Genomic DNA, 22684 nt, shown 5'->3' with positions numbered 1-22684 from the left:
TTTGCCCGCAGGGCACCGATGGAAGGCATGTCAGCTCCCCAGGGTTGCGACCATGACGGCCTTGATGGTGTGCAGGCGGTTCTCGGCCTCGTCGAAGACGATCGAGCGGGGCGACTCGAAGACGCTCTCGGTGATCTCCAGCGCGTCGAGCCCGGTCTTCTCGTAGATCTCCTCGCCGACCTTGGTCTCCCTGTTGTGGTAGGCGGGCAGGCAGTGCATCACCTTGACGCCGTCGTTCCCCGTCGCCTTCACGACCTTGTCGTTGATCTGGTACGGCCTGAGCAGCTTGATCCGCTCGTCCCACACCTCCTTCGGCTCGCCCATCGACACCCACACGTCGGTGTAGAGGTAGTCGACGCCCTTGACGCCCTTGGCCACGTCATCGGTGATCGTCACCGTCGCGCCCGTCTGCTTGGCCAGGTCCTTGGCGGGCTTGACGACCATCTTGGGGTCGGGCTGCAGCGACCTGGGCGCCACGAGTCGTACGTCCATGCCGAACATCGCGCCCGTGACCAGCAGTGAGTTGCCCATGTTGTTGCGGGCGTCGCCGAGGTAGGCGAAGGAGATGTCGTGCAGCGGCTTGTCGCTGTGCTCCCGCATGGTGAGCATGTCGGCGAGCATCTGGGTGGGGTGCCACTCGTCGGTCAGGCCGTTCCAGACGGGCACGCCCGAGTAGGCGGCCAGCTCCTCGACGTACTCCTGCTTGGAGCCCCTGTACTCGATGCCGTCGAACATCCTGCCCAGCACGCGGGCGGTGTCCTTGACCGACTCCTTGTGACCCATCTGCGAGCCCGCGGGGTCGAGGTAGGTGACGTGGGCGCCCTGGTCGTGGGCGGCCACCTCGAAGGCGCAGCGGGTGCGGGTCGAGGTCTTCTCGAAGATCAGCGCGATGTTCCTGCCCTTGAGCCGCTGCTGCTCGGTGCCCGCGTACTTGGCCCGCTTGAGCTCGGCGGAGAGCGTGAGCAGGAAGCCGAACTCCGCGGGAGTGAAGTCGAGCTCCTTGAGGAAGCTGCGGTTGCGGAGATTGAAGCCCATGGTCAGATGCCCTCCCTCTCCAGCGGGCAGCTCATGCAGCGCGGTCCGCCCCTGCCGCGGCCCAGCTCGCTGCCGCGGATGGTGATGACCTCGATGCCGTTGTCGCGCAGGAAGTTGTTGGTGGTGGTGTTGCGCTCGTAGGCGACGACCACGCCGGGCTCGATGGCCAGCACGTTGCACCCGTCGTCCCATTGCTCGCGCTCGGCGGCGTAGACGTCCTGGGTCGCGGTGAGGACCTTGATGTCGTCGAGGTCGATCGCCCTGGCGATCGCCTTGTGCATGTCCTCGGCCGGGTGGTCGGTGACCTTGAGCTCCTTCTCGTTGTCGCCGGGCTCGATCGTGTAGGAGGGCAGCATGCCCAGGCCCGCGTACTTGGTGAACACGCCCACGTCCACGTTGGTCATGACCGTGTCGAGGTGCATGAACGCGCGTGCCTTCGGCATGTTCAGCGCGACGATCTTCTTCGCGGCGCCCTTGTGGAACAGGTTGCGGGCGAGCATCTCGACGGCCTGGGGCTGGGTGCGCTCGCTCATTCCGACGAGCACCGCGCCCCGCCCGAGGACCAGGACGTCGCCGCCCTCGATGGTGGCGGGAGCGACCTTGTGGCCCGGCATCCACACCTCGAACTTTCCCGCCTCGGCGGCGAAGATCGGGTGGTACGTGTAGACCGCCTCGAAGTTGATCGTCTCGGCCTGCCTGGCCTTCTTCTTCATCGCGTTGATCGACACCCCGTTGTAGATCCAGCAGGAGGTGTCGCGGGTGAACAGGTGGTTGGGCAGCGGAGGCAGGACGAAGTCCATGTCGCCGAGCACGTGGAAGGCGACGCTCTTCGGATCGGCGCCGCGCTCAATGATCTCGGCCTTGGTGATGCCGCCGGTCAGGAACTGCTGCAGGTCCCCTGACGCCATCGAGTCGAGCGTGTTGCGGACGGAATCGGTGGCGAGGGGGCCGTGCCAGCGCTCGTCGACGACGTGGTCGAGGATGTGCTTGCGCGCCTCGGGGATCTCGAGGGTCTCGCGCAGGAGGTCGGCCAGCAGGTGGACCTTGATGCCCCGGTCGCGCAGCGTCCGCTGCCACTCCTCGTGCTCGTCCACGGCGCGCTGCACCCACAGCACGTCGTCGAAGAGGAAGTCGTCCTTGTTCGTCGGGGTGAGCCGCTTGAGCGCCAGGTCGGGCTTGTGCAGCAGCACCTGGGAGAGCCTGCCAACCTCGGAATCGACATGAAAGGTCATAACCTGTGTTCCTTTCCTAGACCCGGGGGCCGTACTCGCCGCGCTTGGCCTTCACCCAGATGTAGACGGGCACACCCACCAGGAGCATCAGCGTGCCGCCGAGGACGGCCTCGGCGCCTGAGCCGTAGGCCATCCAGAACGCGAACACCAGCGCGATGACGGTGATGACGGCGTCGCGGCCCAGCCGTGCCTTGTCGACCTCTCGTTCGCCCGTCACCAGCCAGAACAGCTGGGCGCACGCGGAGAAGAAGTAGGGGACGACGGTGGTGAAGGAGGCCAGCAGCACGATCGTGTCGAAGGCGTTCTCCGAGGCGTAGGCGACCAGCAGCATGAGCGAGGTCAGGACGCTGCCGACCAGGATGCCGGGCACGGGCGCGCCGCGCCGCGACTCCTTGGCGAAGAAGGCGGGGAACATGCCGTCCTGGGCGGCGGCCTTGGGCATCTCGGCGACCAGCATGGTCCAGCCGTTGAGCGCGCCGATGCCGGAGACGATGGCGCAGGCGGCCATGAGGGTCCCGCCCGCGGAGCCGCCGAACATGTTGTTGATCGCGTCGGCGAACGGGGCCGACGACTCCACCAGCCTGTCGTGCGGCACGGTGCCCATGACCGCCACGGTGCTCAGCATGTACAGCACGGCGCAGGCGAGCACGCCGATGACGCTGGCGCGGCCGATGTTGCGGGCCGGGTCCTTGACCTTCTCGGCGGCGATGGAGACGCTCTCCACGCCCGAGTAGATGAACAAGGCCACCGCGCCCGCCAGCGAGATGGCGCCGATGGCGTTGCCGCCGGTGGCGTTGAAGGGGCCGAAGTCGGCGCCCTGGACGAAGAACAGGCCGACGACCGCGACGAACAGCAGCGGCGCGAACTTCAGGATCGTGGTGACGAGCTGGAAGGCGGCCATGTTCCTGGCGCCCATCAGGTTGACCACCGCGGGGATCCACACCCCGACCAGCGCGATGACGATCGCCGAGGTGGTGCCGCCCCAGTCGAGTCCGAGGACCTGCCGGGCCGCGTACTGGACGTAGCCGACCCACGCGACGGCGATCGCGGCGTTGCCGATCCACGCCGTCAGCCAGAACGACCAGGCGTTCCAGAAGCCGACGAACTCGCCGAAGGCGTCGCGCGCATAGGCGTAGGGGCCGCCGCCCGCGGGGATGCGCGCGCCGAGCCTGCCGAAGACCATGGCCATCGCGATGGCGCCGATGGTCACCGCGCCCATCGCCACCAGGCTGACGGTGCCGAAGGCGGCAAGGGAGCTGGGCAGCAGGAAGATGCCGGTGCCGACCACGTTCCCGATCACCAGCGCGATGGCCGCGCCGGGGCCGAGGCTGCGCCCAGGGCCCTCGGTGGCACCGGCCGACGTGGACTCGACCGTGTCGAGGCCGCCGTCAGCAGGTACCCGCGGTTCTCCCATAGCGCCCCCCGACGCCGAAATCACCCGATGTCATATGACCTTGGGGGACCTCCCCTTTGCGGAGCGCGCTAAAACGCCCAGCTCAGGCGCGTGGGACGCTCGGAAGGATGGCGGGGGAGGGCGGCGCTCAGTTGCGCGGGTTGCCCGACAGAAGCAGGACGACGGCGAAGACGGCGAGGCAGACCGCGATCAGGGCGACGGGCCACGCGTCCCACCGCCCCTTGATGCGCTCGGCGGTCACCCGACCACGGCCGTGCTCGGAGAAGCCGCGCGCCAACGCGGGCTCCTCCGTGGCGAACTGACGCGCGATGGCGTCGAGGATCTGGCGCTCGCGTGCCGACAGAGCCATGCCGTGACCTCCCCGAGAAAGACTTGGAGGAGGTTTTATCTCTTTTGTCTGAATTTTCCAAATCGTTCAACGGGGCTTGGGCGCCCCGGCCCCGGCTGTCACTCGTCATCGGCGGCCTGGACCACCCCCGCCGGTTGTGGCTGGTAGCTGCTGGTAATGTGGCTGCGACCCAACACCCTTTTAAGCCCCGTCCTGTGAGGCGGGAAAGGTGGTGAGCTACACCCATGTCCGAACCCAGGGCCGTTCTCGAAGGCCCGGACATCCACCGGGCGCTGACCCGCATCGCGCACGAGATCCTCGAGCGCACCAAGGGCGCCGACGGCGTCGTCCTCCTCGGCATCCCGACACGCGGCGCCACTCTCGCCGCCCGGCTCGCCGAGCGCATCGAGCAGTTCGAAGACGTGAAGGTTCCCGTCGGCTCGATCGACATCACGATGTACCGCGACGATCTCAGGCTGCGGCCCGCCCGCCCGCTGGGCCGTACCGACCTGCCCGCCGACGGCATCGACGGCAAGGTCGTCGTCCTGGTGGACGACGTGCTCTTCTCGGGACGCTCGGTCCGCGCCGCGCTCGACGCGCTCAACGACCTCGGCAGGCCCACGGCCGTGCAGCTGGCCATCCTCGTCGACAGGGGCCACCGCGAGCTGCCCATCAGGGCCGACTACGTGGGCAAGAACCTCCCGACCGCCAAGAGCGAGAAGGTCAAGGTCTACCTGGAGGAGACCGACGGGCGCGACGCAGTGGAGTTGATCAAGTGAACAGGCATCTCATCTCGGCGGCCGACCTGACCAAGGACGACGCGCTGCTGATCCTCGACACCGCCGAGGAACTGGCCCGCGTCTCGGAACGCTCCATCAAGAAGCTCCCGACGCTGCGCGGCCGTACGGTGGTCAACCTCTTCTTCGAGGACTCCACCCGCACCCGCATCTCCTTCGAGGCCGCGGCCAAGCGCCTGTCGGCCGACGTCATCAACTTCTCCGCCAAGGGCTCCAGCGTCTCCAAGGGCGAGTCGCTCAAGGACACCGCGCTGACCCTGGAGGCGATGGGCGCCGACGCCGTCGTCATCCGCCACGGCGCCTCCGGCGCTCCGCACCGCCTGGCCAACTGGGTGCGCGGCAGCGTCGTCAACGCGGGCGACGGCACCCACGAGCACCCCACGCAGGCGCTGCTCGACGCCTTCTCGATGCGGCGCCGCCTCGGCTCCCTCGAAGGGCGCAAGGTCACCATCGTCGGCGACGTCCTGCACAGCCGCGTCGCCCGCTCCAACGTGCTCCTGCTGGCCACGCTCGGCGCCGACGTGACGCTGGTCGCGCCGCCGACGCTGGTGCCGGTCTCCGTCGGCACCTGGCCGTGCGAGGTGTCCTACGACCTCGACGCCGTGCTGCCCAAGTCCGACGTCGTCATGATGCTCCGCGTGCAGAAGGAGCGGATGAACGCCGCCTACTTCCCCAGCGAGCGCGAGTACTCCCGCCGCTACGGTCTCGACCGCGACAGGTTCGCGAAGATGTCCGACGAGGCGATCGTCATGCACCCAGGGCCGATGAACAGGGGCATGGAGATCGCGGCCGAGGTGGCCGACTCGCCGCGCTCGACGATCGTCGAGCAGGTCGCCAACGGGGTGACCATCCGCATGGCCGTTCTGTACCTGCTGCTCGGGGGAGAGATCTGATGCTGATCAAGAACGTTCGCATCCTCGGCGGCGACCCCGTCGACATCACGGTGGTCAACGGCCTCATCGCGGAGATCGCGCCCGCCGGCTCCACGGACGGCGCGGCCCCCGAGGTCGTCGACGGGCGGGGGGCGATCGCGCTGCCCGGCCTGGTCGACCTGCACACCCACCTGCGCGAGCCGGGCCGCGAGGACGCCGAGACCGTGCAGACGGGCACCCAGTCGGCCGCCCGCGGCGGCTACACCGCCGTCCACGCCATGGCCAACACCATGCCCGTCGCCGACACCGCGGGCGTCGTCGAGCAGGTCTGGCGGCTCGGTCAGGAGTTCGGCCACTGCGACGTGCAGCCCGTCGGCGCCGTGACCGTGGGTCTGGAGGGCAGGCAGCTGGCCGAGCTCGGGGCGATGGCCGACTCCGCCGCCCGCGTGCGCGTCTTCTCCGACGACGGCAAGTGCGTCGACGACGCCGTGCTGATGCGCAGGGCCCTGGAGTACGTCAAGGCCTTCGACGGCGTCGTCGCCCAGCACGCCCAGGAGCCCAAGCTCACCAAGGACGCCCAGATGAACGAGGGCGTCATCTCCGGCAGGCTCGGCCTGGCGGGCTGGCCCGCCGTGGCCGAGGAGGCGATCATCGCCCGCGACTGCCTGCTGGCCGCGCACGTCGGCTCGCGCCTGCACGTCTGCCACGTCTCCACGGCGGGCTCGGTGGAGATCATCCGCTGGGCCAAGTCCAAGGGCTGGAACGTCACCGCCGAGGTGACGCCCCACCACCTGCTGCTCACCGACGAGCTCGTCGAGGAGTCGCCCAACGGCTCCTACAACCCCATCTACAAGGTCAACCCGCCGCTGCGCACCAGGGACGACGTCCACGCCCTGCGCGAGGCCCTGGCCGACGGCACGATCGATGTCGTGGCCACCGACCACGCGCCGCACCCGGTCGAGGACAAGGAGACCGAGTGGGCCGCGGCGGCCATGGGCATGGTCGGCCTGGAGACCGCGCTCAGCGTCGTCCAAGAGACCATGGTCGACACGGGCCTGCTCGACTGGGCGGGCGTGGCCGAGCGCATGTCCCGCACCCCCGCGCGCATCGGCCGCCTGCCCGGCCACGGCCAGGCGCTGGAGGTCGGCGCCCCCGCCAACATCGTGCTCTACGACCCCACCGCGCGCGCCGAGGTGGACCCCTCCTCCTTCGCCTCCAAGAGCCGCAACACCCCCTACGAGGGCATGACCCTCCCTGGCAGGGTGCTGGCGACGTTCCTGCGTGGCAGGCCAACCGTTCTCGAAGGGAAGCTCGCTTGAGTAACGCCGTCCTTGTCTTGGAAGACGGCCGTGTCTTCCACGGAATTCCGTACGGCGCCGAGGGCGAGACGTTCGGCGAGATGGTCTTCAACACCGGCATGACCGGCTACCAGGAGACCCTCACCGACCCGTCCTACCACCGCCAGATCGTCGCGATGACCGCCCCGCACATCGGCAACACGGGCGTCAACGACGAGGACCCCGAGTCCTCGCGCGTCTGGGTCGCGGGCTACGTCGTCCGCGAGCCCTCCCGCGTGGTCTCCAACTGGCGGGCCAACCGCTCCCTCGACGACTACCTCAAGGAGCAGGGCGTCGTCGGCATCGCGATCTCCGGCACCCGGGCGCTGACCCGCCACCTGCGCGAGCGCGGCGCCATGCGCGCGGGCATCTTCACCGCTCCCTCCGAGCCGGTCGAGACACTCGTCGAGCGCGTACGGCTGCAGCCGCCCATGGAGGGCGCCGACCTGGCCGCCGAGGTGGCCACGGCCGAGCCGTACGTCGTCGGGGCCGTCGGTGCGAAGCGCTTCACCGTCGCGGCCGTCGACCTCGGCATCAAGGGCATGACCCCGCACCGCATGGCCGAGCGCGGCTGCGAGGTGCACGTCCTGCCCGCCACCGCCACCTTCGAGGACATCCAGGCGGTCGGCCCCGACGGCGTCTTCTTCTCCAACGGCCCGGGCGACCCCGCCACGGCCGACGTGACGACGCTCAGGCGGGTGCTGGAGTCGGGGATCCCGTTCTTCGGCATCTGCTTCGGCAACCAGCTGTTCGGCAGGGCGCTGGGCCTGTCGACCTACAAGCTCCGCTACGGCCACCGCGGCGTGAACCAGCCGGTTCAGGACGTGCGCACGGGCAAGGTGGAGATCTCGGCGCACAACCACGGCTTCGCCGTACAGGCCCCGCTGGACGGGCCCTTCGACACGCCGTACGGCCGCGCCGAGGTCAGCCACGTCAACCTCAACGACCGCTGCGTGGAGGGCCTGCGCCTGCTCGACGGGCGCGCCTTCAGCGTGCAGTACCACCCGGAGGCCGCCGCGGGCCCCCACGACGCTGCCTACCTGTTCGACGAATTCTGTGAGGTCATGAGCCGTGCCCAAGCGTGAGGACATCAGGTCGATCCTGGTCATCGGCTCGGGACCGATCGTCATCGGCCAGGCGTGCGAGTTCGACTATTCGGGCACCCAGGCCTGCCGCGTGCTGCGCGCGGAGGGCTTCAGGGTGATCCTGGTCAACAGCAACCCTGCCACGATCATGACGGACCCCGAGTTCGCCGACGCCACCTACGTCGAGCCGATCACTCCCGAGTTCGTCGAGAAGATCATCGCCAAGGAGCGGCCCGACGCGCTGCTGCCCACCCTGGGCGGGCAGACCGCGCTCAACACAGCGGTCGCCCTGCACGAGGCGGGCGTCCTGGAGCGCTATGACGTCGAGCTGATCGGCGCCGACTTCGACGCCATCCAGGCGGGCGAGAACCGCGAGCGGTTCAAGGAGATCGTCGCCAAGGTCGCCCGCGAGCACGGCCTCAACGCCGAGTCCGCCAAGTCGATCATCTGCCACACCATGGACGAGTGCCTGGCCGCCTCGGGCGAGCTGGGCTACCCGCTGGTCGTGCGCCCCTCCTTCACGATGGGCGGCGTCGGCTCCGGCTTCGCCTACGACGAGAACGACCTGCGCCGCATCGCCGGCGCCGGCCTCGACGCCAGCCCGACCACCGAGGTGCTCCTTGAGGAGTCGATCATCGGTTGGAAGGAGTACGAGCTGGAGGTCATGCGTGACAGGGCCGACAACGTCGTCATCGTCTGCTCCATCGAGAACATCGACCCGATGGGCGTGCACACCGGCGACAGCGTCACCGTGGCCCCCGCGCTGACCCTGACCGACCGCGAGTACCAGAACATGCGCGACGTCGCGATCGCGGTCATCCGCGAGGTCGGCGTCGACACCGGCGGCTGCAACATCCAGTTCGCGGTCGACCCGCGCACCGGACGCATGATCGTCATCGAGATGAACCCGCGCGTGTCGCGGTCGTCCGCCCTGGCCTCCAAGGCGACGGGCTTCCCGATCGCCAAGATCGCGGCGAAGCTCGCGATCGGCTACACGCTCGACGAGATCCCGAACGACATCACCAAGGAGACCCCCGCCTCCTTCGAGCCGACCCTCGACTACATCGTGGTCAAGGTGCCGAGGTTCGCCTTCGAGAAGTTCCGCGGCGCCGACCAGACGCTCACCACGCACATGAAGTCGGTGGGCGAGGCCATGGCGATCGGCCGCTCCTTCCCCGAGGCGCTGCAGAAGGCGCTGCGCTCGCTGGAGAAGAAGGGCTCGTCCTTCTCGTGGGCCGGGCACGTGGCGCCGAAGCAGGAGCTGCTCGACGACTGCCGCACCCCCCACGACGGCAGGCTGCGCACCATGCAGCAGGCGATCAGGGCGGGCGCGACGGCAGAGGAGCTGTTCGAGGCCACCAACGTCGACCCGTGGTTCATCGACCAGCTGATGCTGCTGGACGAGGAGGCCCGCGCGCTCGGCGAGGCCCCCGAGCTCACGAAGGAGGCGCTGGAGCGGGCCAAGCACCACGGCTTCTCCGACGCGCAGATCGGCGAGATCCGCGGCATGGGCGAGTCGCGGGTGCGCGACCTGCGCCACGCGCTCGGCCTGCGTCCCGTCTACAACACCGTCGACACGTGCGCGGCCGAGTTCGCCGCCAGGACGCCCTACCTCTACTCGACCTACGACGAGGAGAGCGAGGTCCCGTACGGCGAGCGGCCCAAGGTCCTCATCCTCGGCAGCGGGCCCAACCGCATCGGCCAGGGCATCGAGTTCGACTACGCGTGCGTGCACGCCTCCTTCGAGCTGTCCAGGGCGGGGTTCGAGACCGTCATGGTCAACTGCAACCCCGAGACCGTCTCGACCGACTACGACACCTCCGACAGGCTCTACTTCGAGCCGCTCACGCTGGAGGACGTCCTCGAGGTCGTCCACGCCGAGCAGCAGACGGGCCCCGTGGCCGGCGTCATCGTCCAGCTCGGCGGCCAGACGCCGCTCGGGCTCGCGCAGGCGCTGAAGGACGCGGGCGTGCCCGTGGTCGGCACCTCGCCCGAGTCCATCCACCTGGCCGAGGAGCGCGGCGCGTTCGGCCGCGTGCTGGCCGAAGCGGGCCTGCCCGCTCCCAAGCACGGCACGGCGCTGACCGTCGCCGAGGCGCTGGCCATCGCCGAGGAGATCGGCTACCCGGTCCTCGTCCGGCCCTCCTACGTCCTCGGCGGCGCGGGCATGGCCATCGTCTACGACGACGAGACGCTCACCACCTACATGGCGGCCCAGGAGGGCGGCCACCCCGTGCTGATCGACAAGTTCCTCGACGAGGCCATCGAGATCGACGTCGACGCGCTGTTCGACGGCGAGGAGCTCTACCTCGGCGGCGTCATGGAGCACATCGAGGAGGCCGGGATCCACTCGGGCGACTCGGCCTGCGCCCTGCCGCCCATCACGCTCGGCGGCAACGACATCAAGCGCATCCGCGCCGCCACCGAGGGCATCGCCAGGGGCGTCGGCGTCCGCGGCCTGCTCAACGTGCAGTACGCCATGTCCGCGGGCGTCCTCTACGTCCTGGAGGCCAACCCGCGCGCCAGCCGTACCGTGCCGTTCGTCTCCAAGGCGACGGCGGTGCCGCTGGCGAAGGCCGCGGCCCGCGTCATGATGGGCGCGACCGTCGCCGAGCTGCGGGCGGAGGGCATGCTGCCCGAGTCCGGCGACGGCGGCACGCTGCCGCTCGACGCCTCCATCGCGGTCAAGGAGGCGGTGCTGCCGTTCAACCGCTTCCGCGGCGTCGACACGGTGCTCGGCCCCGAGATGCGCTCGACCGGCGAGGTCATGGGCATCGACGAGTTCTTCGGCATCGCCTACGCCAAGTCGCAGGCCGGCGCCTACGGCGAGCTGCCCACCAAGGGCCGCGCGTTCGTCTCCGTCGCCAACAGGGACAAGCGCTCGATGATCTTCCCGGTGCGCGCTCTGGCCGACCTCGGCTTCGAGATTCTCGCCACGGAGGGCACCGCTGAGGTGCTGCGCCGTAACGGAGTCCATGCCAAGATCGTGCGAAAGCAGAGCGAGGGAACGGGACCCGACGGTGAGCCGACGATCGTGCAGCGCATCCTGGGCGGTGAGGTGGACCTGATCGTCAACACGCCGTTCGGCAGCCCGGGCCAGTCGGGGCCGCGCCTCGACGGCTACGACATCCGCACCGCCGCCGTCCTGCGCGGCATCCCGTGCATCACGACGGTCCAGGGACTCGCCGCGGCCGCCGCGGGCATCCAGGCCATCGTGAGGGGCGATGTGGGCGTACGGTCCCTTCAGGAACACGCACGAGCCCTGCGGGGGTGATCAGGTCTGGCCGGGACTCCGGTGCAGGTGACTGGCACGGTGCTGACCACGCGCCGGGTCGACGCCTACCATGCGCTGACCGTGGTGGCGCCCGGCGTCGCCGAGCGGTTCCGTCCAGGCCACTTCGTCTCGGTCGCCGTCGGGGGGCCACGCACCTCGATGGTGACCAGGCGCGCGCTGTCCATCCATGACGTCAAGCCCGACTACGGCGGCACGGTCGAACTCGTCTTCACCGCCTCGGGCCCCGGCACGTCGTGGCTGGCCGAGCGGCGCGCCCGCGACACGCTCGACCTGGTGGGGCCGCTGGGGCGGCCGTTCCCGCTGCCCCGCGACCCGGCAGTCTGCGTGCTGGTCGGCGACGAGTACGGCGCGGCCCCGCTCTTCCCGCTGGCCGACGCGCTGATGGAGCGCGGCTGCCGCATCGACTTCGTGCTCGGCGCGGCCTCGGCCGACCGGGTGTTCGGCGCGATGCGGGCCCGCAGGATGTCGGAGACCACCACGCTCACCACCGAGGACGGCTCGCTCGGGCTGCGCGGCAAGGTGACCGACGTGCTGCCCTCCGTCATCGCCGACACGCGCGCCGACGCCATCTACGCCTGCGGGCCGATGGAGACGCTGCGCCAGGTCACGGCGGTGGCCATCGAGTTCGACATCCCCGTCCAGGTGGCGGTGGAGGAGGCCATGGCCTGCGGCATCGGGATCTGCATGACCTGTGTGCTGCCGGTCATCGGCGACGACGGCGTGACCAGGATGGTGCGCGCCTGCGCGGAGGGGCCTGTGTTCAGGGGGGAACGCGTGCGGTTCGAGGACGTGGGAACGATCCCGTTCGACGCGCTCGGCGCCCCCGGCGGTGGAGCCCGACATGTCGGTTGACATGCGGACCTTCCTGGCCCACGTCGAGCTCGCCAACCCTGTCACCACCGCTGCGGGCTGCGCGGGATCGGGGCGCGAGCTGGCCCAGTTCTTCGACCTGCACCGCCTCGGCGCGCTGGTCACCAGGTCGATCACGATGGCGCCGAGGGCCGGCAGGCCCACCCCGCGGATGGCGGAGACGCCCTCGGGCATGCTCAACGCCGTGGGCCTCCAGGGGCCGGGCATCGACGCCTTCCTCGAACGCGAGCTGCCGTGGCTGGCCCAGCGCGGCATCAGGACCGTCGTCTCGATCGGCGGCGGCACGGTGGCCGAGTACGCGGCGCTGGCCCGCAGGCTCACCGACGCGCCGGGCGTGACCGCGATCGAGGTCAACCTCGCCTGCCCCAACATCGAGGACCGCGGGCGTGTCTTCGCCCGCGACGGCGGCGCGGCGGCCGAGGTGATCGCCTCGGTGCGCTCGGTCATGCGCTACGACGTGCCGGTCGTCGCCAAGCTGTCGCCCGACGTGGCCGACGTCGTCGCGGTCGCCCGCGCGTGCGCCGACGCGGGGGCCGACGCGCTCTCCATGATCAACAATCCGCTCGGCATGTCCATCGACGTCGACACGCTCAAGCCGTCGCTCGCCGCGGGCACCGGCGGGCTGTCGGGACCTGCGATCCTGCCGCTCGCCGTACGGTGCGTGTGGCAGGTCCACGCCGCCATCCCCGGCGTGCCCATCATCGGCGTCGGCGGCGTGATGAGCGGTCACGACGCCCTCCAGCTCGTCCTCGCAGGGGCCTGCGCGGTCGGGGTGGGCACGGCACTGTTCCACGACCCCTACGCCTGCCTGCGCATCGAGCGAGAGCTCGAGGAGCTGTTGCAGGCCAGGGGCTTCCACCGCCTCGCCGACGCCGTCGGCCTGGCACACCGGCCACCGGGCAGCGCCGCCCGGCACCTGCTCGTCGACTCCGAGGAGAGTTCCCTGTGACGCCCGCACCCATCGCCGTCGCCCTGGACGCACCTGACCTGGAGACCGCGGCCCGCTGGGCTTCGCTGGTGACCCCGCACGTGAGCACCCTCAAGGTGGGCCTGGAGCTCTACCTGCGCTACGGACCCGACGTGATCGCCTCCGTGCAGGGGGCCAGCGGCGTGAAGGTCTTCCTCGACCTCAAGCTCCACGACATCCCGAACACCGTGGCGGGGGCCACGAGGGCCGTGGCGCGGCTCAGGCCCGCCATCCTGACCGTGCACGCCACCGGAGGCCCCGCGATGATCCAGGCGGCCGTGGAGGCCGCTCCGCACACCGAGATCGCGGCGGTCACCGTGCTCACCTCGCTGTCGGCCGCGGATCTGGCCGCCATCGGGATCGAAGGCTCGCCCGAGGACGCGGTGCGGCGGCTGTCGGTGATGTCGGTGGAGGCGGGCGCGAAGGCGCTGGTGTGCTCGCCGCACGAGGTCGCCGGCGTGCGGGCGGCCGTGGGGCCGGGCATCACGCTGATCACCCCGGGGGTGCGGCCCGCGGGCGCCGACAGCCAGGACCAGGCGCGGGTGGCCACGCCGGAGCAGGCGCTGGCCGACGGCGCGGACCTGCTCGTCATCGGCCGCCCGATCACGGGCTCGGCCGACCCCGGCGCGACGGCCGCCTCCATCGCCGCGTCCCTCCGCCGGTCATGATCATCTCTGGATACGGCACGCGGGGTCAAGCCCACTGTTGATCACCGGTTGCCCCCCGTCGTCCACGCGTGCTCCAGCGGGACTCCGGCGGGGCCCGGCGACGTCGCACCGGAAGCCCCTCCAGCCCCGTTCCCCCCGCGGAGCCCACGTGCCACGGCGGTCTCCTGAAACCCGGCTGTCACCCGGTTCCGGGGCGCTCCGGGCCTCGCGCGACCGTCGTGGACCCTCCTCCAAGGCGTTCACGGGAGCGGAGTGCGGTGTCCGAAACCCCTGTGCCGTCGTCGAATCGGAGCTTCGGCTGTCCGGAAACCCCCTCCCGGCACGGACCTGCGCGACCTCTCCGAGGCCGGTTTCTGTGATCATGATCGCATTCCTGCGAACCCGGTTGACGAATGCCGAGAAGCGCGAAGTGAGGGCTTTTTGATCCACACAGCGTAGTTGTGCGGGCACGCAGAGCGAAGAAGTGGATTTTATGGTGAGAGAAACGGCGCTTGACGTTGCTAACGACGCCTTGACCAGCTAGTTTCCCATCCCGTCCGAGTACATCGACAGAAATTCGAGGTGACCCGGCGTGGCTCTTCCTCCCCTGACCCCTGAGCAGCGCGCCGCAGCCCTTGAGAAGGCTGCCAAGGCCCGTAAAGAGCGTGCCGAGGTCAAGAACCGACTCAAGCACGGCGCGGTTTCTCTGGCTGAGGTGCTCAAGGATGGGCAGACCGACGACGTCATCGGCAAGATGAAGGTGTCGGCTCTGTTGGAGTCGCTCCCTGGCGTGGGCAAGGTCCGCGCCAAGCAATTGATGGAGCGGCACGCTATTGCCGAGTCCCGCCGCGTGCGGGGCCTCGGCGCGAACCAGAGGGCTGCCCTCGAGCGCGAGTTCGGTGGCAACGAGGGCTAACCTCGGTACCACACGAAACGCAGGTTCGACGGGGGTAACGAAGTGACCGACAGGTCCTGGTCCGATGGTGAAGGCACGGATCGCGGTGGTTTCGCTCCCCCTGGTGGCAACGCGCACCAGCACGATGCCACCAGACGGTTGACGGTCCTGTCAGGGCCGTCAGGCGTCGGTAAGTCCACGGTCGTCGCCGAGCTCCGGCGGGCACACCCTGAGGTGTGGCTGTCGGTCTCGGTGACCACCAGGAAGCCCCGCCCGGGTGAGACGCACGGGGTGGAGTACTTCTTCGCCGACAACGCCGAGTTCGACGGGCTCATCGAGTCGGGCGAGCTGCTGGAGTGGGCCGAGTTCGCGGGCAACAGGTACGGCACGCCGAGGCGGGCCGTGCTCGACAAGCTTGCCGCGGGCGTGCCCACGGTGCTGGAGATCGATCTCCAGGGCGCCAGGCAGGTGCGCGAGAGCATGCCGGAGGCGCTGCTGGTCTTCCTGGCCCCTCCGACGTGGGAGGAGCTGGAGAAGCGCCTGCGAGGGCGCGGCACCGAACCCGAGGACGTCATCGCCCGCCGGCTCGAGGCCGGACGGATCGAGATGGCGGCCGAGAAGGAGTTCGATACCACGCTGGTGAACACGAACGTCCAGGACGTATGCCACAGGCTGATAGCCTTGATGACCGCATAGTATTCCGACGAGAGGTCTGAACGTGGCAGGCATTGCCCCGACGACCGAGGGCATCACCAACCCCTCGATCGACTCGCTGCTCGACATCGTCGACAGCAAGTACTCCCTGGTCATCATGGGCGCCAAGCGCGCCCGCCAGATCAACGCCTACTACTCCCAGCTCGGCGAGGGCCTGCTGGAGTACGTCGGCCCCCTGGTCGAGACCCACGCGCAGGAGAAGCCGCTGTCCATCGCGCTGCGCGAGGTCGCCGATGGTCTCCTCAACGCCGAGCCCATCGAAGGCGCGGTCTGACCCTTCCATGAGGGTCGTCCTTGGCGTCAGCGCGGGCATCGCCGCCTACAAGGCCTGCGAGCTCCTGCGCCTGTTCACCGAGTCGGGCCATGAGGTGCGGGTCGTTCCGACCCGCGACGCGCTGCGGTTCGTGGGCGAGCCCACGTGGGCGGCGCTGTCGGGGCACCCGGTGACCACCGACGTGTGGGACGACGTGCACGAGGTGCCCCACGTGCGGCTCGGCCAGCGGGCCGACCTCGTCGTGGTCGCGCCCGCGACGGCGGACGTCCTGGCCAGGGCCGCCCACGGCCTGGCGGGCGACCTGCTCACCAACACGCTGCTCACGGCCAGGTGTCCCGTGGTGTTCGCGCCCGCGATGCACACCGAGATGTGGGAGCACGCGGCCACCAGGGCCAATGTGGCCACCCTGCGCGAGCGGGGATCCATCGTCATCGACCCCGCCGTGGGCCGCCTCACCGGCGCCGACACGGGGCCGGGCCGGCTGCCGGATCCCGAGGAGATCTTCGAGATCTGCCTCCGCGTCATGGCGGGCCGTCCCCGCGACCTGGCGGGGCGCAAGGTCGTCATCTCGGCCGGCGGCACCCGCGAGGCCCTCGACCCGGTCCGCTACCTCGGCAACCGTTCCTCGGGGCTGCAGGGCTACGCCCTGGCCCGTACGGCGGTGGCGCGCGGCGCCGAGGTGACGCTCGTGGCGGCCAACGTGTCGCTCGGCGACCCGGCGGGCGCCAAGGTCGTCAGGGTCGAGTCGGCGGTCGAGCTGCGCGACGCCGTGCTGTCGGCCGCCGCCGACGCCGACGCGGTCGTCATGGCCGCGGCCGTGGCCGACTTCAGGCCCGCCGTACGCCACGACTCCAAGATCAAGAAGACCTCGGGCGAGCCCGAGCCGATCGAGCTGGTCAAGAACCCCGACATCCTGGCCGAGCTGGGCGAGCGGCGGCGCGCGGGCGGCCCTGGCTCCGCGCGTCCTTCGGTCATCGCGGGTTTCGCGGCCGAGACCGACGACGTGCTCGCCAACGGCAAGGCCAAGCTCGCCCGCAAGGGGTGCGACCTGCTGGTGGTCAACCAGGTGGGCGAGGGGCTGGCCTTCGGCACCCCTGACAACGCCGCGACCATCCTGGCCGCGGACGGGTCCCAGGTCGAGGTGCCGCGCGGGCCCAAGGAGGACCTCGCCGACGCCGTGTGGGACCTGGTCGCCGCCCGCCTCGCCTGAACACCGCCTGAGCGCCGCCACCCCTCCCGGAGGACCTGCGCCGTCCGCCGCGCCGCGCTCCGAGTGGGTCATCTCACATGGAGGCTCGGACCGGTCGGGAAAGGCCGGGTTCCGGCATGGCCGGTTACCTGATCAACTGTTGCGGCACCCCCGCCTGCCTGCGGATACTGAGGGTCGGCGAGGGGGGATGGGATGCCGGTGACGTCGGCTGTCAGGGATCGCTGCAGGGCTCTGCTGCGCCAGGGGGAGGAGATTCGCTATGTCTTTCCCGCGCTGTCGATAGGGCCGCCCGGCGTCGCGAACTTCCTTGTCGTCATCACCGACAGGTCTGTCTCCGTCCTGGCCACCAGGACGCTCAGGAGCGACCGCCCCGTCTCGCTCTACGCCGCCTTTCCCCGCGCCACCAGGCTGGGCCCGATCACGATGGCGCCCAGCCCCGTCATCCAGGTCGGCGAGATGTTCTTCGAGTTCGACGAGGAGTACGCCGCGGTGGTCGCCGCGGCCGACGCCGAGGTGTTCGAGCCCGACATGCTGCCTCGGGATCCGCTCCCTGACCTCTGAGAAGGGGCAGAATGGGAGCAGTTTCGCGGGGCGCGGGCATGTGGGGCTACACTTCGGCGATGGCCCTGGCGTGTCCCTGCCGCCCGAGCCGTACATCCGTCAGCAGCCGCTGCATGAGGAGCCACTGAGTTGTCACGTCGCCTGTTCACCTCCGAGTCGGTCACCGAAGGCCACCCGGACAAGATCGCCGACCAGATCAGTGACGCGATTCTCGACGCCATGCTCAAGGACGACCCCAAGTCCAGGGTCGCCGTCGAGACGCTGATCACTACCGGCCAGGTCCATGTCGCAGGCGAGGTGACGACCGAGACCTACGTCGACATCGCCGGCGTCATCCGCGAGAAGATCCTCGAGATCGGCTACGACGCCTCCCACAAGGGCTTCGACGGCGCCTCCTGCGGTGTGTCGGCCTCCATCGGCGCGCAGTCGCCCGACATCGCCCAGGGCGTCGACGACGCCTACGAGCACCGCGTCGAGGGTGACGTCGACGAGCTCGACCGCCAGGGCGCGGGCGACCAGGGCCTGATGTTCGGCTACGCCTGCCGCGAGACGCCCGAGCTGATGCCGCTGCCGATCACGCTGGCGCACAAGCTCGCCCGCCGCCTGTCCGAGGTGCGCAAGTCCGGCCTGGTGCCCTACCTGCGTCCCGACGGCAAGACCCAGGTCACGATCGAGTACGACGGCGACAAGCCGGTCCGTCTCGACACCGTCGTCGTCTCCACCCAGCACGCGGCGGAGATCGACCTCAAGGAGATGCTGACGCCCGACATCAAGGAGCACGTGGTCGACCACGTGCTCGCCGGGATCGGCAGCGACATCGACATCGAGGGCTACCGCCTGCTGGTCAACCCGACCGGCAGGTTCGAGATCGGCGGCCCCATGGGTGACGCCGGCCTCACCGGGCGCAAGATCATCGTCGACACCTACGGCGGCATGGCCCGCCACGGCGGCGGCGCCTTCTCCGGCAAGGACCCGTCCAAGGTCGACCGCTCGGCCGCCTACGCGATGCGCTGGGTCGCCAAGAACATCGTCGCCGCCGGCCTCGCCGACCGCGCCGAGGTCCAGGTCGCCTACGCCATCGGCAAGGCCGAGCCCGTGGGCGTCTTCGTCGAGACGTTCGGCACCGAGAAGGTCGCCGTGGAGAAGATCCAGGAGGCTGTGACCCAGGTGTTCGACCTGCGTCCCGCCGCGATCATCCGCGACCTCGACCTGCTGCGCCCGATCTACTCCGAGACCGCCGCCTACGGCCACTTCGGTCGTGAGGGCTTCTCGTGGGAGTCGACCGACCGCGCGGGCGCGCTGCGCGAAGCCGCCGGTCTCTGACCGCTCGCCTGACGACGACGCCGCACTCCGCGAGGGGTGCGGCGTCGTCGTCTCCAGGCCCGATGCCGTGCCGCCCCGAGCCGTCCGGCGGGTGCTGCGCATCTGGTAGACGTAGTCTGTGACCGACTCCGACGACGCCCTTCTGCCCCTTGAGGCCGTGCGCCCAGCGGAGTCGGCCAGGCGTGACCTGGGAGCCCCTGTGGCGGCCGCTGAGCTCCCCGTGGCCAGGATCGTCGTCGACAGCCCGCTGCCGCATCTCGACAGGCCCTTCGACTATCTGGTGCCCGAGGCCATGGACGGCGACGCCGTGCCCGGCGTGCGGGTGCGGGTGCGCTTCGCCGGCAAGCTGGTCGACGGGTTCCTGCTGGAGCGCGTGGCAGGCAGCGACCACGAGGGGCGGCTCATGGCCCTCGAGCGGGTCGTGTCGTCCGAGGCGGTGCTCACACCCGAGATCGCCGGGCTGGCCCGCGCCGTCGCCGACCGCTACGCGGGGACGCTGGCCGACGTGCTGCGCCTGGCGGTCCCGCCGAGGCACGCCCGCGTCGAGGCGGAGCGGCGCGACCCGGTCGCCGAGGGCGAGGGCGGCGGTCACGGCGCGTGGGACGCCTACCCGATGGGCGCCTCCTTCCTCGACGCCCTGACGAACGGCAGGTCGCCCAGGGCGGTGTGGAGCGCGCTGCCGGGCAACACGAGCTGGGCCCGCCCCGTCGCCGAGGCCGTCAGGGCGACGCTGGAAGGCGGCAGGGGCGCCGTGGTCGTCGTCCCCGACGGCAAGGACGTCACCTTCGCCGACGAGGCGCTGTCCGAAGCGCTCGGCCCCGGCAGGCACGTCTCCCTCACCGCCGACCTCGGTCCCGCCGAGCGCTACCGCAGGTGGCTGCGCGCGCTGCGCGGGCAGGTCAGGGCGGTCGTCGGGACGAGGGCGGCGATGTTCGCCCCCGTGGAGAAGCTGGGGCTCGTGGTCATCTGGGACGACGGCGACGACCTGCACGCCGAACGCCTCGCCCCCTACCCGCACGCCAGGGAGGTGCTCGCCCTGCGCGCCCACAGGGCGGGGGCGGGCATGCTCATCGGCGGCTACTCCCGTACGACGGAGGCCACCCAGCTCATCGCCACCAAGTGGGCCAGGCCCATCGTGGCGGGCAGGCAGGCAATCAGGGCGGTGGCGCCGCGGGTCAAGCCCGCGGGGGAGGACGGCGAGCTGGCCAAGGACCAGGCGGCCCGCGCGGCCAGGCTGCCGAGCCTGGCGTGGCGGGTGCTGCAGCAGGGGCTGGAGGAGGGTCCCGTGCTCGTGCAGGTGCCCAGGCGCGGCTACCTTCCCTCGCTGGCCTGCCGTACGTGCAGGTCGGCCGCCAGGTGCGAGCATCCGCCGACCCGGGCGACGATCACCGGCGAGCAGCGGTGCCACGGGCCGCTGGCGCTGCGCGGCGGGCACGCGGCGCCTTACTGCAAGTGGTGCGGGCGGATCGCGGGCGACTGGCGGTGCCCTTCGTGCGGTGACAACAGGATCCGCGCCTCCGTGGTGGGCGCCAGGCGCACCGCGGAGGAGCTGGGCCGTGCCTTTCCCTCGGTGCCGGTGAAGACCTCGGGGCGCGACGGGGTGCTGGCCACGGTCGGGCCAGGACGCGCGCTGGTGGTGGCCACGCCCGGCGCCGAGCCCGTCCCCGAGGGTGGCTACACGGCGGGGGTGCTGCTCGACGGCTGGGCGATGCTGGGCAGGGCCGACCTGAGGGCGGGGGAGGAGGCCGTGCGGCGCTGGATGAACGCCGCCGCACTGCTGCGTCCCGCCGCCGAGCTGGTGGTGCTGGCCGACGCCGCGATGCCGGCCGTACAGGCGCTGCTGCGCTGGGACCCGATCACCCACGCCGAGCGCGAGCTGGCCGACAGGACGGAGCTCGGATTCCCTCCTGCGGTGCGCATGGCGACGCTCACCGGCGCGCCCTCGGCGGTCAGGGAGATGCTCGGCGAGGTACGGCTGCCGCAGGAGGCGCAGGTGCTCGGCCCGGTGCCGGTGGAGACGCGACGCGCCGAAGGCGAGCAGGAGCGCGCGATGATCCGGGTCCCGCGATCCCTGGGTCCGCAGTTGGCCATTGCGCTGAAAGGGGCCACTGGGGTGCGTGCGGCGCGTAAGGCGCAGGATGTCGTGAGGGTAAGTGTTGACCCTCTCGACCTGATATAGCCCCTTTCCCCGATTCGCGCGGGCGTAAGTACTCCGTTAGCGTCACCCTGTGTCGATCGAATGGGTGAACCGAGCCATCGACGATCTGCGCGCCTGGGGTCGGGCGCACGAAGTCGACGTGGACGCGGACGAGATCCGCCTGCTCTGCGACTACGCCAGCGACTACCTCAACGTGACCGAGCTCGGCGAGTTCACTCCCGCCACCTTCGAAGAGCTGCTGCTGTCGATTTACCCGCGCAAGGTCATCGCGCCGCCCGAGAGCGCGCAGGAGACCGTCGCGGCCTCGCGCACGCTCGTCGACTTCCTGCTCGACCTCGGTGAGATCTCGGCGGACAGCGCGCGGGAGATGCGCGCCAAGCTGGCGGAGATCGAGCCCGAGATGGCCACCGCGCTGGCCGACCCGGCCAACTTCGGCATGGCCAAGAGCCTTTTCAGCTCGATCGGGCCCGAGTCGCTCGAACAGTCGGTCGCCATCCCCGCGGGCGATCTGCCCGAGCTGGGGGAGGCGCCGTGTGACTGCCCCGCGTGCGCGCCGCTGCCCGCCGTACGGCCGGCGCCGAGGACGGAGCTGGTGGCGGCCGTCGAGGCGGTGCCGATCCTGGCCGACGCGCGGCGGCTGCGCGCGTGGGTGGCCGAGCGCGGCTCCACGCCGACGGCGAAGGGACGGCTGCGGGCCAAGGACGCCGCGGCCGCGCCCCTGCCGTACCCGGGCCTGCTGTGGGACCTGGGGCGCCTGCCCGGCTCCGACGACCCGCTGGAGTCGTGGGCGCGCACGGTGGAGTTCCTGCTGGAGAAGGACACGGGCGGCCAGGTCACCGGCTCGGCCGAGCTCGACGAGGAGCTCTACGACCTGTTCGACATGCTCTACCGCCTGCAGACGCCCGCGCCGGTGACCGTGGTCGCCGAGTACCTGGAGGAGCTGACCGAATACAGCGGGGCCGACGTCGAGACCGCCCTCGACCGGCTGGCCCACTGCGGGCTGCTGGAGCGCGCCGGTGACGCCGTCACGCTCACCCCGCTCGCGTGTTACGGCATGCGCCTGCGCTACCTGGCCCACGGCCTCGACGCGCCCGAGGCGGAGGACCTCGCGGAGGCCGACGCGATGGGCCTGATCGAGGGGCTGCTGTCCGGCATCCCCACCGAGCTGGCCGAGGAGGACATCCAGCGCTGGCTGGAGCGCAGGAGCGCGGTGGAGGCCGCGGCCGAGCTGCTGTCGGCCGCGGGAGGCGCGCCCGCGGTGGCGCGCGGCATCGCCGTCACCATCGTCGACCGGCTCGACTCCGCCGCCGAGAGAGCGGTCAGGGCCTGCCTGGAGGACCAGGAGCTGCGCCCGCACGCAATCCACTGGCTGACGGCCCGCGGCCTGCCCGCGCCCCCGCTCACCCAGGAGGAGCTGCTGTGGGTGAGCGTCGACATGCTCGCCCTCGCCATGCCCGCCGCCGAGGAGGATCCCGAGATCTTCGCCGAGAACATCGCCGCCTCGGGACCGCCCGCACATGTGATCGAGGAGATGTGGCGGGTCGACCACCCCGACGTGGTCGAGGTGCTCGAACTGCTCGGCCGATCCATCCCCGACGGCATCCTCGCCAAGGCCGCGAGGAAGGCCGCTTTCAAGGCCCGCTCCCGCGCGATCGGTACCTCCCTGTGAC

The 22684-nt window shown here is 70.6% G+C and carries 20 protein-coding genes; 16 read left to right on the top strand and 4 right to left on the bottom strand.

Annotated features, from left to right (window positions below; all coding sequences use genetic code 11):
• Positions 1 to 30 precede the first annotated feature (30 nt).
• The 4 genes from argF to AB0B45_RS01290 form a co-directional block, all read right to left on the bottom strand.
• On the bottom strand, positions 31 to 1035 hold the full coding sequence (gene argF / locus AB0B45_RS01305; protein ID WP_358123600.1) for an ornithine carbamoyltransferase: 1005 nt from the start codon (positions 1033 to 1035) through the stop codon (positions 31 to 33).
• A 2-nt stretch (positions 1036 to 1037) separates the two neighbouring features.
• Positions 1038 to 2267, bottom strand: a complete 1230-nt coding sequence (locus AB0B45_RS01300) for an arginine deiminase (RefSeq protein WP_358123598.1) — start codon at positions 2265 to 2267, stop codon at positions 1038 to 1040.
• 16 nt (positions 2268 to 2283) lie between these two features.
• Positions 2284 to 3681, bottom strand: a complete 1398-nt coding sequence (locus AB0B45_RS01295) for an amino acid permease (protein WP_358123596.1) — start codon at positions 3679 to 3681, stop codon at positions 2284 to 2286.
• 127 nt (positions 3682 to 3808) lie between these two features.
• Positions 3809 to 4030, bottom strand: a complete 222-nt coding sequence (locus AB0B45_RS01290; protein ID WP_358123594.1) for a DUF3040 domain-containing protein — start codon at positions 4028 to 4030, stop codon at positions 3809 to 3811.
• 224 nt (positions 4031 to 4254) lie between these two features.
• On the opposite strand from AB0B45_RS01290, the gene pyrR reads away from it, so the two are divergent.
• The 16 genes from pyrR to AB0B45_RS01210 all read left to right on the top strand — a co-directional run bounded on the left by pyrR (position 4255) and on the right by AB0B45_RS01210 (position 22683).
• Positions 4255 to 4788 carry a bifunctional pyr operon transcriptional regulator/uracil phosphoribosyltransferase PyrR gene (gene pyrR / locus AB0B45_RS01285; RefSeq protein ID WP_358123592.1) on the top strand — a complete coding sequence of 178 codons (534 nt, stop codon included), beginning with the start codon at positions 4255 to 4257 and terminating at the stop codon, positions 4786 to 4788.
• On the top strand, positions 4785 to 5699 hold the full coding sequence (locus AB0B45_RS01280) for an aspartate carbamoyltransferase catalytic subunit (protein ID WP_358123590.1): 915 nt from the start codon (positions 4785 to 4787) through the stop codon (positions 5697 to 5699). The genes pyrR and AB0B45_RS01280 overlap by 4 nt, the downstream gene beginning before the upstream one ends.
• The gene (locus tag AB0B45_RS01275; RefSeq protein ID WP_358123588.1) at positions 5699 to 6997 is read left to right on the top strand and encodes a dihydroorotase; all 1299 of its coding nucleotides are present in this window, start codon (positions 5699 to 5701) and stop codon (positions 6995 to 6997) included. The genes AB0B45_RS01280 and AB0B45_RS01275 overlap by 1 nt, the downstream gene beginning before the upstream one ends.
• Positions 6994 to 8100, top strand: coding sequence for a glutamine-hydrolyzing carbamoyl-phosphate synthase small subunit (carA, locus tag AB0B45_RS01270; RefSeq protein WP_358123586.1), 1107 nt, complete (start codon positions 6994 to 6996; stop codon positions 8098 to 8100). Before AB0B45_RS01275 ends, carA begins: the two co-directional genes overlap by 4 nt.
• Entirely contained in the window at positions 8087 to 11374 is a 3288-nt protein-coding gene (gene carB / locus AB0B45_RS01265) for a carbamoyl-phosphate synthase large subunit (RefSeq protein WP_358123584.1), read from the top strand. The genes carA and carB overlap by 14 nt, the downstream gene beginning before the upstream one ends.
• 21 nt (positions 11375 to 11395) lie before the next feature.
• Entirely contained in the window at positions 11396 to 12247 is an 852-nt protein-coding gene (locus AB0B45_RS01260; protein WP_358123582.1) for a dihydroorotate dehydrogenase electron transfer subunit, read from the top strand.
• Positions 12237 to 13214 carry a dihydroorotate dehydrogenase gene (locus AB0B45_RS01255; RefSeq protein ID WP_358123580.1) on the top strand — a complete coding sequence of 326 codons (978 nt, stop codon included), beginning with the start codon at positions 12237 to 12239 and terminating at the stop codon, positions 13212 to 13214. The genes AB0B45_RS01260 and AB0B45_RS01255 overlap by 11 nt, the downstream gene beginning before the upstream one ends.
• Positions 13211 to 13900 carry an orotidine-5'-phosphate decarboxylase gene (gene pyrF / locus AB0B45_RS01250; RefSeq protein ID WP_358123578.1) on the top strand — a complete coding sequence of 230 codons (690 nt, stop codon included), beginning with the start codon at positions 13211 to 13213 and terminating at the stop codon, positions 13898 to 13900. The genes AB0B45_RS01255 and pyrF overlap by 4 nt, the downstream gene beginning before the upstream one ends.
• A 571-nt stretch (positions 13901 to 14471) precedes the next feature.
• Positions 14472 to 14795 carry an integration host factor, actinobacterial type gene (gene mihF / locus AB0B45_RS01245; protein ID WP_183658973.1) on the top strand — a complete coding sequence of 108 codons (324 nt, stop codon included), beginning with the start codon at positions 14472 to 14474 and terminating at the stop codon, positions 14793 to 14795.
• 138 nt (positions 14796 to 14933) lie between these two features.
• Positions 14934 to 15470 carry a guanylate kinase gene (gmk, locus tag AB0B45_RS01240; RefSeq protein WP_358123576.1) on the top strand — a complete coding sequence of 179 codons (537 nt, stop codon included), beginning with the start codon at positions 14934 to 14936 and terminating at the stop codon, positions 15468 to 15470.
• A 22-nt stretch (positions 15471 to 15492) separates the two neighbouring features.
• Positions 15493 to 15762: a DNA-directed RNA polymerase subunit omega gene (gene rpoZ / locus AB0B45_RS01235; protein ID WP_358123574.1), complete on the top strand. Its 270-nt coding sequence runs from the start codon at positions 15493 to 15495 to the stop codon at positions 15760 to 15762.
• A 7-nt stretch (positions 15763 to 15769) separates the two neighbouring features.
• On the top strand, positions 15770 to 16972 hold the full coding sequence (gene coaBC, locus AB0B45_RS01230; protein ID WP_358123572.1) for a bifunctional phosphopantothenoylcysteine decarboxylase/phosphopantothenate--cysteine ligase CoaBC: 1203 nt from the start codon (positions 15770 to 15772) through the stop codon (positions 16970 to 16972).
• Between the two features lie 192 nt (positions 16973 to 17164).
• Positions 17165 to 17533, top strand: a complete 369-nt coding sequence (locus AB0B45_RS01225) for a hypothetical protein (RefSeq protein WP_358123570.1) — start codon at positions 17165 to 17167, stop codon at positions 17531 to 17533.
• Between the two features lie 129 nt (positions 17534 to 17662).
• The gene (gene metK, locus AB0B45_RS01220) at positions 17663 to 18856 is read left to right on the top strand and encodes a methionine adenosyltransferase (RefSeq protein WP_358123568.1); all 1194 of its coding nucleotides are present in this window, start codon (positions 17663 to 17665) and stop codon (positions 18854 to 18856) included.
• A gap of 157 nt (positions 18857 to 19013) precedes the next feature.
• Complete coding sequence (locus tag AB0B45_RS01215) at positions 19014 to 21035, top strand: primosomal protein N' (RefSeq protein ID WP_358124703.1); 2022 nt, start codon at positions 19014 to 19016, stop codon at positions 21033 to 21035.
• A gap of 49 nt (positions 21036 to 21084) precedes the next feature.
• Positions 21085 to 22683: a hypothetical protein gene (locus AB0B45_RS01210; RefSeq protein ID WP_358123566.1), complete on the top strand. Its 1599-nt coding sequence runs from the start codon at positions 21085 to 21087 to the stop codon at positions 22681 to 22683.
• Position 22684 lies beyond the last annotated feature (1 nt).

The sequence above is a fragment of the Nonomuraea sp. NPDC049152 genome (assembly GCF_040648355.1).
Taxonomy (GTDB): Bacteria; Actinomycetota; Actinomycetes; order Streptosporangiales; family Streptosporangiaceae; genus Nonomuraea.
Note: the sequence above shows the minus strand (reverse complement) of the source record. Positions and strands in the feature narration are given on the sequence as shown.